The sequence below is a fragment of the Micromonospora sp. CPCC 205546 genome, assembly GCF_036902715.1.
Classification (GTDB): domain Bacteria; phylum Actinomycetota; class Actinomycetes; order Mycobacteriales; family Micromonosporaceae; genus Micromonospora.
Genome location: NZ_JBAKHL010000038.1, coordinates 52,598 through 68,114, shown reverse-complemented (window position 1 = coordinate 68,114; position 15,517 = coordinate 52,598). Strand labels below are relative to the sequence as shown.

General features: G+C 71.4%; 12 protein-coding genes. 10 read left to right on the top strand and 2 right to left on the bottom strand.

From position 1 onward, the window contains the following. The coding region (locus V6U77_RS18700; protein WP_334607626.1) for a glycogen/starch synthase at positions 1 to 226 on the bottom strand (226 nt) is incomplete at its 3' end. Positions 227 to 555: 329 nt separating this feature from the next. Between V6U77_RS18700 and glgX the strand changes: the two genes are divergently transcribed. From glgX to treZ, 3 genes are read left to right on the top strand one after another with little or no spacing between them, the layout of a single operon-like run. Continuing rightward, the gene (glgX, locus tag V6U77_RS18695) at positions 556 to 2,673 is read left to right on the top strand and encodes a glycogen debranching protein GlgX (protein ID WP_334607625.1); all 2,118 of its coding nucleotides are present in this window, start codon (positions 556 to 558) and stop codon (positions 2,671 to 2,673) included. Position 2,674: 1 nt separating this feature from the next. Beyond that, a complete protein-coding gene (treY, locus tag V6U77_RS18690) occupies positions 2,675 to 4,996 on the top strand; it encodes a malto-oligosyltrehalose synthase (RefSeq protein WP_334607624.1) in 2,322 nt (773 codons plus the stop codon). Continuing rightward, positions 4,993 to 6,726 carry a malto-oligosyltrehalose trehalohydrolase gene (gene treZ / locus V6U77_RS18685; protein WP_334607623.1) on the top strand — a complete coding sequence of 578 codons (1,734 nt, stop codon included), beginning with the start codon at positions 4,993 to 4,995 and terminating at the stop codon, positions 6,724 to 6,726. The genes treY and treZ overlap by 4 nt, the downstream gene beginning before the upstream one ends. 78 nt (positions 6,727 to 6,804) lie before the next feature. On the opposite strand, the gene V6U77_RS18680 is transcribed toward treZ, so the two are convergent. After that, positions 6,805 to 7,680, bottom strand: a complete 876-nt coding sequence (locus tag V6U77_RS18680) for an alpha/beta fold hydrolase (RefSeq protein ID WP_334607622.1) — start codon at positions 7,678 to 7,680, stop codon at positions 6,805 to 6,807. A 99-nt stretch (positions 7,681 to 7,779) separates the two neighbouring features. Here V6U77_RS18680 and V6U77_RS18675 point away from each other — a divergent pair, with 99 nt between their 5' ends. The 7 genes from V6U77_RS18675 to V6U77_RS18645 all read left to right on the top strand — a co-directional run bounded on the left by V6U77_RS18675 (position 7,780) and on the right by V6U77_RS18645 (position 15,151). After that, positions 7,780 to 8,331, top strand: a complete 552-nt coding sequence (locus tag V6U77_RS18675; protein ID WP_334607621.1) for a YciI family protein — start codon at positions 7,780 to 7,782, stop codon at positions 8,329 to 8,331. Between the two features lie 561 nt (positions 8,332 to 8,892). Further along, positions 8,893 to 9,795 carry a putative PEP-binding protein gene (locus V6U77_RS18670; RefSeq protein WP_334607619.1) on the top strand — a complete coding sequence of 301 codons (903 nt, stop codon included), beginning with the start codon at positions 8,893 to 8,895 and terminating at the stop codon, positions 9,793 to 9,795. Positions 9,796 to 9,809: 14 nt separating this feature from the next. Then, positions 9,810 to 11,969, top strand: coding sequence for an asparagine synthase (glutamine-hydrolyzing) (asnB, locus tag V6U77_RS18665; RefSeq protein ID WP_334607618.1), 2,160 nt, complete (start codon positions 9,810 to 9,812; stop codon positions 11,967 to 11,969). After that, entirely contained in the window at positions 11,966 to 12,736 is a 771-nt protein-coding gene (locus V6U77_RS18660; RefSeq protein WP_334607617.1) for a hypothetical protein, read from the top strand. The genes asnB and V6U77_RS18660 overlap by 4 nt, the downstream gene beginning before the upstream one ends. Positions 12,737 to 12,738: 2 nt before the next feature. Further along, positions 12,739 to 13,005: a PqqD family protein gene (locus tag V6U77_RS18655; RefSeq protein WP_334607616.1), complete on the top strand. Its 267-nt coding sequence runs from the start codon at positions 12,739 to 12,741 to the stop codon at positions 13,003 to 13,005. Next, the gene (locus tag V6U77_RS18650; RefSeq protein WP_334607615.1) at positions 13,002 to 13,910 is read left to right on the top strand and encodes a diiron oxygenase; all 909 of its coding nucleotides are present in this window, start codon (positions 13,002 to 13,004) and stop codon (positions 13,908 to 13,910) included. The genes V6U77_RS18655 and V6U77_RS18650 overlap by 4 nt, the downstream gene beginning before the upstream one ends. After that, positions 13,907 to 15,151 (top strand): MFS transporter, encoded by a 1,245-nt coding sequence (locus tag V6U77_RS18645; protein ID WP_334607614.1) that lies wholly within the window; start codon positions 13,907 to 13,909, stop codon positions 15,149 to 15,151. Before V6U77_RS18650 ends, V6U77_RS18645 begins: the two co-directional genes overlap by 4 nt. Positions 15,152 to 15,517 lie beyond the last annotated feature (366 nt).

Here is a 15,517-nt window from a genome sequence, read left to right as displayed (position 1 = left end):
CGTGCCCGGCGGCGGCCAGGGCGACGGACAGGGCGTGCACGTGCCGGCCGAGCCCGCCGACGAGGACCGGCGGGTACTCCCAGGAGAGCATGAGGATGCGGCGGGTCTGCGGGGGCGTGCCCGTCGTCCCGGTCTGCGTCGGGACCTGGGGCCGGGAGGTGAGGGTGGGCCGGTGGACCCGACCCGGGTTGGTGGTGGGCTGCTCGCCGACCCGCAGGGTCGTCACATCAATCTCCGTCCATGCATGGTGGAACGCGCCGGCAGCGATGGCGGCGGAACGGTGTGAGGGATGGCCGAGGGGCCGGGTGAGGACGCGCGGGCGCGCCCCACGACAAGCAAAGGGCATTCCGGCCGATCCCGCATCTCGAAAGGGGCCAAGGTGACGGAGGACACCTGAAAGTCCCGGGTCGGGTCAGTCGGGTGGATTCCGGTCATCCTCCGATCGGGTGGATTGACGGCGGAACGCGCGGGGCAATACCCGCACGCGCGCCGCCGGCCCCGCCGTGCGGTGTGCTCATGGTGCGATGCGCGCTCATGATCTCGCAAAGGAGCGACATGCAGGTCTGGCCGGGTGAGCGGTATCCCCTGGGGGCCACCTACGACGGGATGGGCACCAACTTCGCCATCTTCTCCGAGGTGGCCGAGCGGATCGAGCTCTGCCTGTTCGACGAGTGGGACACCGGGGCGGAGCGCCGCGTCGAGCTGCGGGAGGTCGACGCGTACGTCTGGCACGCGTACATCCCCGGCATCGAGCCGGGACAGCGCTACGGCTACCGCGTGCACGGCCCGTACGACCCGGCGAACGGGCTGCGCTGCAACCCGGCCAAGCTGCTGCTCGACCCGTACGCGAAGGCGATCGACGGCGACGTGCGGTGGGACCCGGCCGTCTACGACTACGAGCACGGCGACCCGGAGCGGATGAACACGACCGACTCGGCGCCGTTCATGCCGAAGTCCGTGGTGGTGAACCCGTACTTCGACTGGGGCAACGACTCGCCGCCGCGCATCCCCTACCACCACTCGGTGATCTACGAGGCGCACGTGCGCGGGCTGACGATGCGCCACCCGGACATCCCCGAGGAGTTGCGCGGCACGTACGCCGGCCTCGCCTCGCCGCCGATGATCGAATACCTGACGAAGCTCGGGGTGACCGCCGTCGAGCTGATGCCGGTGCACCAGTTCGTGCACGACCACCGGCTGACCGACCTGGGGCTGCGCAACTACTGGGGCTACAACACCATCGGCTTCTTCGCCCCGCACCACGGCTACTCGGCGCTCGGGCACCTCGGCCAGCAGGTGCAGGAGTTCCGGGGCATGGTCAAGGCGCTGCACGCCGCCGGCATCGAGGTCATCCTCGACGTCGTCTACAACCACACCGCCGAGGGCAACCACCTCGGCCCGACGCTGAGCTTCAAGGGCGTCGACAACGCCAGCTACTACCGGCTCAGCGAGGACGACCGGCGCTACTACGTCGACTACACCGGCACCGGCAACAGCCTCAACGTGCGCAGCCCGCACTCGCTGCAGCTGATCATGGATTCGCTGCGGTACTGGGTGACCGAGATGCACGTCGACGGGTTCCGCTTCGACCTCGCCGCCACCCTCGCCCGGGAGTTCTACGAGGTCGACCGCCTCTCCACCTTCTTCGAGGTGGTGCAGCAGGACCCGGTGGTCAGCCAGGTCAAGCTGATCGCCGAGCCGTGGGACGTCGGGCCGGGCGGCTACCAGGTGGGCAACTTCCCGCCGGTGTGGACCGAGTGGAACGGCAAGTACCGCGACACCGTGCGCGACTTCTGGCGCGGCGAGCCGGCCACCCTCGCCGAGTTCGCCTCCCGCATCTCCGGCTCCGCCGACCTCTACCAGGACGACGGGCGCCGCCCGTTCCACAGCATCAACTTCGTCACCTGCCACGACGGGTTCACGCTGCGCGACCTCGTGTCGTACAACGACAAGCACAACGACGCCAACGGCGAGGACAACCGCGACGGCGAGAGCCACAACCGGTCCTGGAACTGCGGCGTCGAGGGCGACACCGACGACGAGGCCGTACGCGCCCTGCGGGCCCGCCAGCGGCGCAACTTCCTCGCCACCCTGGTGCTGTCGCAGGGCGTGCCGATGATCGGCCACGGCGACGAGCTGGGCCGCACCCAGCGCGGCAACAACAACGCCTACTGCCAGGACAGCGAGCTGGCCTGGGTCGACTGGGACGACGCCGACGCCGGGCTGCTGGAGTTCACCCGCAAGCTGGTCGACTTCCGCCGCAGCCACCAGGTGTTCCGCCGGCGGCGCTTCTTCACCGGCCTGCCGGTGCGCTCCCGGCTGGTCGACGAGCCCCTGCCGGATCTGGCCTGGTACACCCCCGACGGGCGGGAGATGACCGGCGAGGACTGGGGCAACGACTTCGGCCGCGCCGTCGCGCTCTTCGTCAACGGCGAGGGCATCCGCGAGCGCGGCCCGTACGGCCAGCGTCACGTGGACGCCTCCTTCCTGCTCTGCTTCAACGCCCACGACGCGCCACTGGACTTCACCGTGCCCGGCCCCGAGTTCGGGCAGCGCTGGGAACTGGTGATCAGCACCGCGGAACCGGAACCGGAGAAGACCACGGTGGTCGAGGCGGGCGGCACCCTCCGCGTACCCGACCGGTGCGTGGTGGCGCTGGAGAGGAAGGCCTGACATGTCGAGCACCCCTCGACCCGACGCGCCCCGCGTGGGCGCCACCTACCGGGTGCAGGTACGCCCCGGCTTCGACCTGGACGCCACCGCCGAGCTGGCCGACTACCTGGCCGGCCTCGGCGCCACCCACCTCTACAGCGCGCCCCTGCTCACCGCCACCCCCGGCTCCGCGCACGGCTACGACGTGGTCGACCACCGCGCCGTCAACCCGGAACTGGGCGGCGAGGCGGCCCGGCAGCGGCTGCTGCGGGCGCTGCGCGCCGCCGGCCTCGGCCTGGTCGTCGACATCGTGCCCAACCACGCCGGCGTGGCCGTGCCCGCCGCGAACCCCGCGTGGTGGGACGTGCTGCGCCGGGGCCGCGACTCGGCGTACGCGGGCTGGTTCGACATCGACTGGGACCGGGGGCGGCTGCTGCTGCCGGTGCTGGCCGACTCCCCGGACGCCCTGGACGACCTCAAGCTCGCCGACGGGGAACTGCGCTACCACGAGCACCGCTTCCCGGTCGCCGACGGCACCGGCGACGGCACCCCCCGCGAGGTGCACGACCGGCAGCACTACGAGCTGGTCTCCTGGCGGCGCGGCGACGCCGAGCTGACGTACCGCCGGTTCTTCGCCGTCTCCGACCTGGCGGGACTGCGGGTGGAGGACCCGGAGGTCTTCGCCGCCACCCACGAGCAGGTCCTGCGGTGGGCGGCGGCCGGGGAGGTCGACGGCATCCGCGTCGACCACCCGGACGGGCTGCGCGACCCCTCGGCCTACCTGGCCAGGCTGCGCGCCGCCGCGCCGGACGCGTGGCTGGTGGTCGAGAAGATCCTGGAGTACGGCGAGGAACTGCCGGACTGGCCGGTGGACGGCACCACCGGCTACGACGCCCTCGCCGCCGTCTGCGGGCTCTTCGTCGACCCCGACGCCCAAGGCGACTTCACCGCCCTCGACACCCACCTCGTCGGTCGGCACACCTCCTGGCAGGACCTCACCCACGACACCAAGCTCGCCGCCGCCACCCGGTTGCTGTCGGCCGAGCTGACCCGCCTCGCCGCGCTCGCCGGTGACGTCGACCGCGACGCCGCCCGCGCCGCGCTGGCCGAGCTGGCCGCCGCCTTCGCCGTCTACCGGGGCTACCCACCTCAGGGCGCGCGGCACCTCGCCGCCGCCCGCGCCGAGGCCGGCCGCCGCCGCCCCGACCTGACCGGCACGCTGGACGCGCTCACCCGCCGGCTGCGCGACCCCGACGACGAGCTGGCGAAGCGCTTCCCCCAGTTCACCGGCGCGGTAATGGCCAAGGGCGTGGAGGACACCGCCTTCTACCGGTGGAGCCGCTTCGTCGCGCTCAACGAGGTCGGCGGCAGCCCCGCGCACTTCGGCGTGCCGCCGGCCGAGTTCCACCGCTTCGCCGCCGCCCGGCAGGTGCGCTGGCCGGCGAGCATGACCACCCTCTCCACCCACGACACCAAGCGCTCGGAGGACGTGCGGGCCCGCCTCGCCGTACTCAGCGAGCTGCCGGGGCGCTGGGCGGACCTCGTCACCCGTTGGACGGCCCGCGCGCCGATGCCCGACCCGGCCTTCGCGCACCTGCTCTGGCAGACCGCCGTCGGCGCCTGGCCCATCGAACGGGAACGGCTGCACGCGTACGCCGAGAAGGCCGCCCGCGAGGCGTCGGTGTCGACGAGCTGGGCCGACCCCGACCCCGCCTTCGAGCGCGCCATGCACGGCGTCGTCGACGCGATGTACGACGACCCGCAGCTGCGCGCCGAGCTGACCGCCTTCGCCGACGAGATCACCCCCGCCGGCTGGTCCAACTCGCTGGGGCAGAAGCTCGTGCAGCTCGCCATGCCCGGCGTGCCCGACACCTACCAGGGCACCGAACTGTGGGACAACTCGCTGGTCGACCCGGACAACCGCCGCCCGGTCGACTTCGCCGTACGCCGGGAGCTGCTGGCCCGCCTCGACGCCGGCCCGCCCCCGCCGGTGGACGTGGACGGCGCGGCGAAGCTGCTGGTGGTGTCGCGGACCCTGCGGCTGCGCCGCGACCGCCCGGAGCTGTTCGGCGGCTACCGGCCGGTGCCGGCCCAGGGGCGCGCCGGGCGGCACGCGCTCGCCTTCGACCGGGGCGGCGCCGTCGCGGTCGCCACCCGGCTGCCGCTCGGGCTGGCCCGCACCGGCGGCTGGGGCGACACCACCCTGTCACTTCCCGTTCACGAGGTGACCGACGTGTTCACGGGCCGGGCCTACAGTGGCGGACAGATCCCGCTGGCCGACCTGCTGGCCACCTATCCCGTCGCGCTGCTGGCTCCCACCACCGAGTCCGTGGAGGCTTCATGACCGAGTTCACGGTGTGGGCGCCGCAGGCCGCCCGCGTGCGGCTGCGCCTGCCCGGCGTCGCCGACCACGAGATGCGCGCCGGCGCGGACGGCTGGTGGCGGGTGGAGGTGCCCGCCGCCGGCCCCGGCACCGACTACGCCTTCCTGCTCGACGACGACGAGCGGGCCCTGCCCGACCCCCGCTCGCCCTGGCAGCCGGAGGGCGTGCACGGACCGAGCCGGCGCTACGACCACGCCGCCTTCGAGTGGACCGACCAGGCCTGGAGCGGCCGGCAGCTGCCCGGCGCCGTCCTCTACGAGCTGCACGTCGGCACGTTCACCCCCGAGGGCACCTTCGACGCCGCCATCGGCCGCCTCGACCACCTCGTCGACCTCGGCGTCGACATGATCGAGCTGCTGCCGGTCAACGCCTTCAACGGCGAGCACAACTGGGGCTACGACGGGGTCTGCTGGTATGCCCCGCACCAGCCCTACGGCGGGCCGGACGGCCTGAAACGCCTGGTCGACGCCGCCCACGCCAAGGGTCTGGGGGTGATCCTCGACGTCGTCTACAACCATTTCGGGCCCTCCGGGGCCTACGCGCCGATGTTCGCGCCGTACCTGACCGAGCAGAGCAACACCTGGGGCCGCACCGTCAACCTCGACGGACCGCACTCCGACGGCGTGCGCCGCTACATCGTCGACAGCATCCTGATGTGGCTGCGCGACTACCACGTCGACGGGCTGCGGCTCGACGCCGTGCACGCCATGCCCGACTCGCGTGCCACCGGATGGCTCGAGGAGGTGGCCATCGAGGTCGAGGCGCTCTCCACCCACCTGGGCCGGCCGCTGTCGCTGATCGCCGAGTCCGACCTCAACGACCCCACCCTGATCACGCCCCGGGAGGCCGGCGGCTTCGGCCTGCACGCCCAGTGGAACGACGACGCCCACCACGCGCTGCACACCCTGCTCACCGGCGAGCGGCAGGGCTACTACGGCGACTTCGGCTCGCTGGAGTGCCTCACCGACGTGCTCACCGGCGGGTTCTTCCACGCGGGCACCTGGTCCAGCTTCCGCAACCGCCACCACGGCCGCCCCGTGGACCGCCAGCGCATCCCCGGCCACCGGTTCGTCGCCTACCTGCAGAACCACGACCAGATCGGCAACCGGGCCACCGGCGACCGGATCTCCGCCACCCTCTCCCCGGGGCTGCTGCGCGTCGGCGCGACGCTGCTGTTCACCGCCCCGTTCACCCCGATGCTGTTCATGGGGGAGGAGTGGGCGGCCAGCACCCCGTGGCAGTTCTTCACCAGCCACCCGGAGCCGGAGCTGGCGACCGCCGTCGCCACCGGCCGCAGGCGGGAGTTCGCCGCCCACGGCTGGCCGGAGGGCGACGTGCCGGACCCGCAGGACCCGCAGACCTTCGTCCGCTCCCGGCTCGACTGGGCCGAGCTGGACAAACCCGAACACCGCGAGATGTACGAGTTCCACAAGCGGCTCATCGCGCTGCGCAAGAGCCACCCCGACCTGTCCGACCCGAGGCTGCACGCCGTGGACGTACGCCCCGGCGACCAGTTCCTGGTGATGCGCCGGGGCGGGACGCTGGTGGCGGCGAACCTGGCCGCCAAGCCGCAGCGGATCACGCTGCCGGGGGTGGCGCGCCGGGTGCTGCTCGCGACGGGGGAGGGGGTCACGGTGATGCGCGACCGCATCGAGCTGCCGGCGGAGTCGGCGGCGATCGTGGCGCTCTGACGGCGCTCGACGTCGCCCTGCCTCCGGCAGTGACGGTGCGGCTGCCGGCGGCGGTCGGCCCGCCCCCGCCGGCGGTGGTCAGTCGGCGTCCAGCACCTCGCGCAGCCTGGCCGCGAACTCGGCGGGCTTGCCCGCGTAGCCGAACTCGCCGCCCAGGAAGCCGCCGTGGTGGCTCGGGAACACCGCGGCCTCCTGCCCGAGCAGCGCCGCGGTGGCGACCGCCGTCCGGGCCGTGTAGGTCCCCGCCGACTCCTCGCCGACCGCGATCACGATCCGGGTCGGCGCGGCGGTGAGCGCCGCCGCGTCGGGGCGGTAGTCGGTGACCGCCCAGGAGTTCTTCGACAGCAGCGGGTCGTCGCGGGAGCCGTCGTCCTCGGTCGGCAGGCCGAACGCCGCCGGGTCGGGGGTGGGCTGGGCGAAGTAGGCGTCGGTGAACTCGCCCTGCCAGGACGTCATCGCGATGAACGCGGCCATGCCCGCGCCCATGCCCTTCGCCTGGTACGCCTCGTGGAAGGTCGCCCGCGCGCGCTCGGCCGCCGCCGCGTCGGGAAGCACGGCGTTGATCGGCGGCTCGTGCGCCACCAGCGTGCCGACGTCGCCGGGGTGGGCCGCGACCAGTTCGAGCGCGGTCACCGCCCCGCCGCTGCTGGCGAACACGTCGACCGGGCCGCCGCCGAGCGCCTCGATCAGCAGGTGCAGGTCGGCCGCCTGCTGCTGCGGCGTGTGGTCCGACCGGCCGTCGGAGCGCACGCTGCGGCCCAGGCCGCGCGGGTCGTAGGTGACGACCGTCCGGTCGGTGAAGTGGGGGGCGAGCGCGTTGAAGCCCTCCGCCGTCATCGGTTGGCCGATCATGAGCAGCGTGCGGTGATCGCCGGAGGCCGACAGCGGTCTGCGCACGTCGTAGACCAGGTCGACGCCGGGCACGGCGAGGGTGTGGGTCTCCATCGTCGTCATGCCGGCGAGCGTACGACCGGGGGGTGACAGATCCGGTGCCACACGCGGAAGGGACACCCGCCTGTCTCGGGCGCCGGCGCCGGCGTCAGGATCTCCGGCATGGAGTTCTTCTGCTACCACCGCGACCGGTCGGGCTCCCTGCCCCTGCGCGAGGAGCTGCGCGAGGAGCACTGGTCCTACATGGACCGGTACGCGGCCCGGATGATCGCCCGCGGGCCGACGTTCGCCCCCGGCGGGAGGACCCCCACGGGCAGCGTGCACATCGTCGACCTGCCCGATCCCGCCGCCGCCCGGGCGTTCGCCCTCGACGAGCCGAACTACCAGGCCGGCGCGTACCGGGACGTGCTGCTGCGCCGGTGGCACAACACGCTGGGACGCACCATGTGGGACTTTCCCGGCGGCCGGACCGGAGGCGACCGTTACCTGGTGCTCGGTCTCGGCGCGGGGCAGGCCGCCGACCTGGACGTGAGCGGGGACCGGAACGAGTTGATCGCGTACGGGCCGCTGCTGTCCGACGACGGCGTGACGTGGCTGGGCACGGCGGCACTCGTCCGCGCCGACGACCCGGGCGGGGCGCGTGCCGTGCTGACCCCGGACCGGTACGCCGAGATCGAGGTCCACGCGTGGGCGTTCGGCGGACGCCCGTCATGACCCCACAGACCTCGGCCCTGACCAGTTTCCTCTGTCAGGTCCTCCGGTGACCGCCGCGCCGCCGGAGCCACGGTGCGGCGCCACCAGCATCCACCAGCGGCGCACATTGTGCTCTCCCCGATGACGCCGGCCCCGGATGGTCCGGAATTCGCGACTTCGGCGGCAGCGCCCCTCGTCACCGGACACCGGCAAGTCACCGGAATCGCAGGACCACAGGCGCGTCGGCCGGCCCGGATGAAGACGGCCGAGTTCACTTCCCACGTCTTCTCGGCGCGCGCGTCGACGACCACCCGCGCCCCACGGCATGGAGAACATTGAACAGAAAGTGATCGGGTGCCTACGTATCTGCGACGGCCCGGCGATCCACGCGGGCGCTTCTCGCCACCGCGGCGACGGCGGCATGAGGGCACTAGCAGGCGTAAATACGGAAACCGACGCACGCCCTTACGCAGCGCAGTAGGGGTTGCGTGGCCCGAAAATGCTGCGGTACGTTCACGTGCCACGAGGATCAGTGTCAATGTGATGCTCTAGGGGAGTTCTTGCTACGCCATCGGGGAAAACTTGTTCGATAACATCTCGCTCGCACTTTCCGGAGAAAGGCCGACCGCCGAGCTTCTCGCCGATTTTGTGGAAATCGGCCTGGTGCGCGGCGAGTACATATTCCGGGATCTGCAGCTGTATCCGACCGCACCAGTTGCCCAAGAGAAGATGTTCGCCTATCTGGACCTTTTGTTCGGATTGGCGCCCCGCCGGGTCGTCTACCGGACGATGGAAGTGACGGTCGCCGAGGCGAACGTCCTGGCCGGGGTCGAAGAGATCCTCCACGAGGACAACCAGCTGATGGGGCTACGCGGCATCCGCCGCCACATGCGTCATCCCGCCAGCCTGTCGGCCGAGCTGGCCGTGCTGCGGGAGATCCACCGGCGGCACGACGGCCTCACGGTCATCGCCCCCTTCGTCGCGTCGGCCGACGAGTTCCGCTGGTTCCGCGACAGGGTGCGCGATGAGGTCGGCGACTGCCGCCTGGGGACGATGCTGGAGACGCCCGCCGCCGTACTCGACGCCGAGGCGCTCGCCGCGGCCGGTGCCGAGCACTTCGTCGTCGGCACCAACGACCTCGGCAGCCTGCTGGCGGCCCGGGCGCGGGTGCCCGGCGGCAGCACCGAGCTGGGCCCCGGGATGGTCCGGGCGCTGAACCTCGTCCGGGACGTCTGCGACGGCCACCGCTGCGAGATGCACGTCGCCGGATATCTGACCCCACCCCTGGTGGAAGCGGCGACCAAGGCCGGCGCCGAGAGCTGCGTCGTGCACTACGCCGATCTGCCCCGGCTGCTCGGGGACGGCTACGCGCACCTTCCGGACCTGCGGCACCTCGCCGACGTCAAGCGGCGCACGCGTGCGGCGATCGACGCCCACAAGACCGGTCCCGACGGCGAAAGGCAGAGCTCCTCATGTGCGGTCTAGCTGGAGTGGCGGTTGTGGGGTCGACCGTGGACCGGTGCAACCCGGCCGACGTCGCGGCGGTGAACTCCATGCTGGCCTCGCTCACCCGCCGCGGTCCCGACGGTCGGGGGATGGCGCAGGACGACGCGGCGATCCTGGGATTCACCCGACTCGCCCTGGTGGCGCCCAAGGACGGCGATCAGCCGTTCATCTCGGCGGACGGCCAGGTCGTGCTCATGGCCAACGGCGAGGTCTACAACCATCGGGAGCTCGAGGCCTCGATTCCGGACATCCGCCTGCGTACCAAGTCCGACTGCGAGGTCCTCCTGCACCTCTACGAGCGCAAGGGGCTGGCCTTTCTCGATGACGTCCGGGGGATGTTCGCCCTGGTCGTGCACGATCGCCGCAGCGGACGGGTGATCTTCGCGCGGGACCGCTTCGGGATCAAGCCGATCTACCACGCCGTGCAGGACGGTCGCCTGGTCTTCGCCTCGGAGCTCAAGGCCCTCGGCCGCTCGGGCTGCGTGCCGATGCGCTTCGACTGGGAGGCCGCCCTGCACAAGCGGCTGTTGACCGCGGAGCCGTCGTTCGACCGCAGCACACTCGACTCGTTCGTGACGGGCGTGCACGCCACGCCGGCGGCGACCATCGAGGTCTTCGACCTGGCCACCGCGACGATGACGGCGCACCGGTACTGGGAGTTGCCCGACTTCGCGGGCACGGGACCGGCGACCGATCCGGACCTCGACTTCGTCGCGGAGTACCGACGGCTGGTCGCCACCTCGGTGCAGGAGTGCGCCACGGCCGACGCCGACGTCGGCCTTCTGCTGAGCGGTGGCCTCGACTCCGCGGCGGTGGCCGTACTCGCCGCCCGGGCCGGCAAGGCCGTCACCGCCTTCGCCGCGGTGACGCCCGGCACGCTGCTCAACGGGGACGCCGAGGCGGCTCAGCGCGTCGCCGAGCACGTCGGCATGGACCTCAGGATGGTGATGCTGCCGCCGGCGCGGCACGCCACCCCGGCCGAGTGGCTGCAACTGCTCGCGGGAACCGAGACGCCGTTCTGCAGCGCGGAGCAGTGGTACAAGAACCACCTGTACGTCGAGGCCAGGCGCACGAACCCGGCGTTGAAGGCGATGCTTCTCGGTCAGGCCGCCGACGAGTTCAACGGCGGTTACACGGCGGGCTTCGCGGGCGACGGCGGGTGGCCGGCGTTCCAGCAGGCGCTGCGGCAGATGGCCGAGTCGACGCGGCTGCTGCGCGACGGACGGTTGCGTACCTGGGGCGCCGGGACGGGCTCGTACCTGCGTTCGGTCGGTCGTGGTACGGCCGAGGAGAACTATGCCGACTTCGTGCGCACCAAGTACGAGGACATCCAGCAGTACAACAACTGGCACGAGGACCGGATGGCCGCGATGCACGGGGTGGAGGCGCGCGTCCCCTTCCTCGACCACCGGATCGTCGAGCTGACCGGTGCGATCCCCGCCGCCCGGCACGCCGAACTGCTGTGGGACAAGGCGATCGCGCGGCTGGCGTTCCGTGACGTCCTGCCCGCCGGGCTGGCCGAGCGTCCCAAGATCTCGTTCTACCGCGGTATGGGCGAGGAACTCGTGCGCCGGCAGACCGTCGCCATGCTCGGCGCCGACGGAGGCGCGCTGGTGGAGCGGGCGCTCAGCAGCGCCGGGGGCAAGGAGCACCTGGACCCGGACAGCGTCCTCTCGGCGCTCGACCGCGCCGCGGCCGGTGACCGTAGCGTCGACATCGACATCCTGCTGCGCGTGGTCAACATGGGCCTGCTCGACGAGATCGTCGCCGGTGGCTTCTCCGACTACCGGCTCGAGCCGCTGGACTACCCGGCGGACGAACCGACGCTCGCCACGGGCGACGTGGGCCTCGCGCGGCACACGATCTTCACGGAACTGCTCGGCGGCCCGTCCGTCCACGTCGAGACGGCGTCCGGCATCGACTTCGCGGTCGACGAGGCGGGACTGACGCTCGTCATCGTCGACGGCGAGATCGAATACGCCGTCGAGCCCGAGCAGGGGTGGATCGTCGAGGCGCTGCGGCGCGCGGTCGTCCCCACGGGTCTCGGCGAGCTGATCGACAGTTGCGGGCCGGCGCCGCGGGAGGAAGTCGAGCGGCAGATCGACGAGATGCTCGGGGCCGGTCTGCTGCGTACCGTGGCGGTCGCGGTATGAGTGCCGAACTGGTACAGCGGCTGTCGCTCTTCAACGCCCACCTGCCCGGCGACCCGGCGGTGTTCGAGGGCGGTTCCACCGTACGGGGATGGGCCAACAAGCACAGCGACCGCGACTGGTACGCCATCCTTCCCGCCGTCGACGAACCGCACGCATCCGACGTCCGGCGGGTCCCCTGCGGAGCGGCGCCCGGCTGGGCCTACCGGTTGCCGGTCGTCACCGCCGACGGTGTCGTCGACACGCAGATCTGGTCCGCGACCCAGGTGGAGTGCCTGGTGGCGGCGATGGACCTGGAGCGCCTGCACGGCGGCGTGGCGGCCGGCGAACTGAGCAACGCCGAGGTCGACTTCCTCGGCCGGCTGTGGCACGGCCGGGCGATCAGTGGCGAACCCGAGGTGGCGTCCTGGCAACGCCGGCTGCACGAATCGGCCGCCCCCCAGGTCATGGCGGCACGGTGCCTGCGGTTGGCGGACAACGCGATCGACGACGCCGTGGGTCAGTGGGAGGCGGACGACATTCGGAGCGCCACGCTCGCTGCCTCGCGCGCGTACGGCTTCGCGGTGGACGCGGTCCTCGCCACCGCCGGCGAGTTCAGCTTCTCCAGCAAGTGGCGGGTGCGGCGGATCGAGCACGTCCGTCCCTCGCAGTTCACGGTCGACGACTACTGGGCAGTGGAGACGATGCGCGACTACCACGACGATCCGCAGGCCTGGGTCGAGCGGGTGTTGATCACGTGCCAGACGATCGCCGCCTCGATCGAGCTGTGACGATGACGGTGTATCAGCGAGATCTCCGGGCCCGGGTGCGTCGGGTCGGCGGGCTCCTGTACCTGGCCCTCGACGATCAGGACATCGTCCTGGAGGGTGTCGCCGAGTTCATCTGGCACCGGCTCGGCCACCGCGCCACCGTCGAAACCCTGATCGAGGCGGTGGCTGAAGAGTACGACGTGGCTGGCCCGGAGGTGGCCGCGGACGTGGCCGAGGTGGTCGACGACCTGGTGGCGACGGGCTTCGTCCAGGTGAGGGGGGAGCGGTGACCTCCGCCTCCTACCGCAGTGCGTTCGAGAACTGGGACAGTCGGGCAAGCGTACGGGTCAAGCCGCTCCGGCCCACCACCGACGAGACGGCCACGTTCTTCCCGCCCGAGCAGATCACCGGTCACGAAGAGTTGCGCGGCGTGCTCACGCCCGAGGCCTGGCGCCGTTACCTGGTGCTCAACATGCAGGCGTACCTCGACTTCACGGTGCAGCTGGAAGCGCTGATCGTGCTTCCGGTGACAGCGCTCATCGGGGTCGACCGCTCGGGTGTGGAGCTGCCGGAGGCGATGCGCCGGGACGCGATGGCCATCACGACGGACGAGGCGTGGCACGGCCAGTTCACGGCCGATCTGATGAGAAGGATCCACGCCCAGACCTCGGTCGCCCCCAGCCTGCCCGCGACGTACGAGTTCCAACGCACCAGGGACCGCCTCCGCGATTCCGTCGCCCCGGCCCTGCGCCCCGCGTTCGATCTGCTCGTCACGTACGTCAGCGAGACCCTGATCTCGACGCGCCTCATGTCGATGCCGCGGGACGGTCGGCTGCCCGGATACGTACGCGAGGTGGTCGCGGACCACTGCGAGGACGAACGGCGGCACCACGCCTACTTCCGTGCTTTCCTGCCGTACCTCTGGCGTTCTCTCGCGGCCAGTGAGAGGAGCACCCTGGCGGCGCTCGTCCCGGACACGGTCGTGGCATTCCTGGGACGTGACAAGGCACTGGAGGAGCACCTTCTCGTGCGCGCCGGAATGGACGCCGCGGCGGCCAGGGACTTCACACACGACTTCACCGACCGGTCGGTCGGTCCCCGAATCGCCCGCGACTCCCTGGCGTGCGTCAGATATCTGGCCGAACTCCACGCGGTGGATCTCGACCGGTTCCAGGAGAGATTGGCCGCCGCATGAGCGAGCGTCCCACGACTGCGCAGCTCCTGCGCGACCCCGACGTCCGCCGCCTCTGTGCGAGCAACCTCGTCCGGACGATCGGCACCGGCCTGGTGCTCTCCGTGGCGACCATCTACTTCGTGACGGTCGCCGACATCCCGATAGTCGAGCTCGGCGCCGGTCTGACGTTGGCGGCGGTGCTCGCCATGCTGGCCTCGTATCCCACCGGCGTGCTCGCGGACCGGTTCGGAGCCCGGACGGCCACGGTGGCCGCCGGCATCGCCCAGGGTGTGGCGACCGCCTCCTACGTCCTGGCCACCACGACGGTCGCCTTCATCGCCGTGGCCTGTGCCGTCGCGGTCATGGAGGCGGCGTCCACCTCGGCGCGGGGGGCTCTCGTCAGTCAGGTGCTGCCCAAGTCGACGCGGGCGGGCGCGCGTGGTCTCATGCGCGCGACGAACAACGTCGGCCTCACCGTGGGCGCCGGGCTGGGGGCGTTGGTCCTGCTCCATCCTGACCGCACCACCTTCGCGGTCGGCCTGCTCGCCGCCGGTGTGGCCCAGTGCGGTGGTGCCCTGGTCTGCCTGCGTTTCCCCCGGCCGGTTCCGGTCGCCGTCGACGACTCGAAGCCAGCCGCGGTCGGCCACCGCGATCTGCCGGTGCTCGCACTGGTGCTGCTCAACGGCGTCCTGGCGATGAACGAGGGGGTGATGTTCGTGGTGCTGCCGGTCTGGCTGGTGTCCCACACGTCGATCGAGCAGTCCTTCTTCTCCGTTCTGGTGATCGTCAACACGGTCTGCGTCGTGCTGCTGCAGACGCGCTTCGCCCGTCTCGGCGACACGGTGCGAGGAGCCAGACGCGCGCTGAGCATGTGCGCCGTGTCGCTCAGCGCGACCTGCCTGTTGTTCGGGGCGGCCGGGAGTTCCGGCGCGAGGTGGGGGTACGTGCTGCTTCTGGCCGGCGCGCTCACCCATGTCGTCGCGGAGATGTCCCTGGCCGGCGGTGCCTGGGGAGCGGCCACCGGTCTGTCCCCGGATCATGTCCACGGTCAGTACCTGGGTCTCTTCTCGACGGCGTCACAGATCGGCAGGGCGCTGACGCCCGTCACGGCTCTGGCACTGGTGTCCGGCCTGCAGGGCACCGGTTGGATGCTGCTCGCCGCCTTGTTCATGGCGACGGCGGCTGCGGTGGGGCCGCTCGTCGCATTGGCGGTCCGGACCCGCTCACGCTATTTCAAAGAGGTGCTCGAAATGAGTGGGTGACTGGAATCCGTCCCGATCAGACACCCCTCCAATAGGCGTCCCGCAGTGGTTCCCCCGACGGGGTGACCACCCATTGTCGTGCGCGGAACAGGTGCCAGGAATTTACCCCCGATAATTGCGGAACAGGGGTATGCAGCCGATGCGAGGATGTGTAGCGTTTCCAGCAGCCGAAAGGGGGTGGAAAAATGAAGTCCTACACCAAGTCGACCGTCAAGGTCGTCGACCGCAAGGCGGTCCTCCGCGCGCACGCCTGATCTCGTTGATGCCGGGTGGAGTGCGGACGACGAGTCGACCGCACTCCACCCGGGTCGTTTCGCCATGAGGAGGTGCAGTGCCGGTGCCGGAAGAGAGCGAATCCCCTCCCTC

What these genes read in the sequence shown, in the direction of transcription:
- glgX (WP_334607625.1), top strand. Translation starts at nt 556, where the DNA reads ATGCAGGTCTGGCCGGGTGAGCGGTATCCCCTGGGGGCCACCTACGAC.
- treY (WP_334607624.1), top strand. Translation starts at nt 2,675, where the DNA reads ATGTCGAGCACCCCTCGACCCGACGCGCCCCGCGTGGGCGCCACCTAC.
- treZ (WP_334607623.1), top strand. Translation starts at nt 4,993, where the DNA reads ATGACCGAGTTCACGGTGTGGGCGCCGCAGGCCGCCCGCGTGCGGCTG.
- V6U77_RS18680 (WP_334607622.1), bottom strand. Translation starts at nt 7,680, where the DNA reads ATGACGACGATGGAGACCCACACCCTCGCCGTGCCCGGCGTCGACCTG.
- V6U77_RS18675 (WP_334607621.1), top strand. Translation starts at nt 7,780, where the DNA reads ATGGAGTTCTTCTGCTACCACCGCGACCGGTCGGGCTCCCTGCCCCTG.
- V6U77_RS18660 (WP_334607617.1), top strand. Translation starts at nt 11,966, where the DNA reads ATGAGTGCCGAACTGGTACAGCGGCTGTCGCTCTTCAACGCCCACCTG.
- V6U77_RS18655 (WP_334607616.1), top strand. Translation starts at nt 12,739, where the DNA reads ATGACGGTGTATCAGCGAGATCTCCGGGCCCGGGTGCGTCGGGTCGGC.
- V6U77_RS18645 (WP_334607614.1), top strand. Translation starts at nt 13,907, where the DNA reads ATGAGCGAGCGTCCCACGACTGCGCAGCTCCTGCGCGACCCCGACGTC.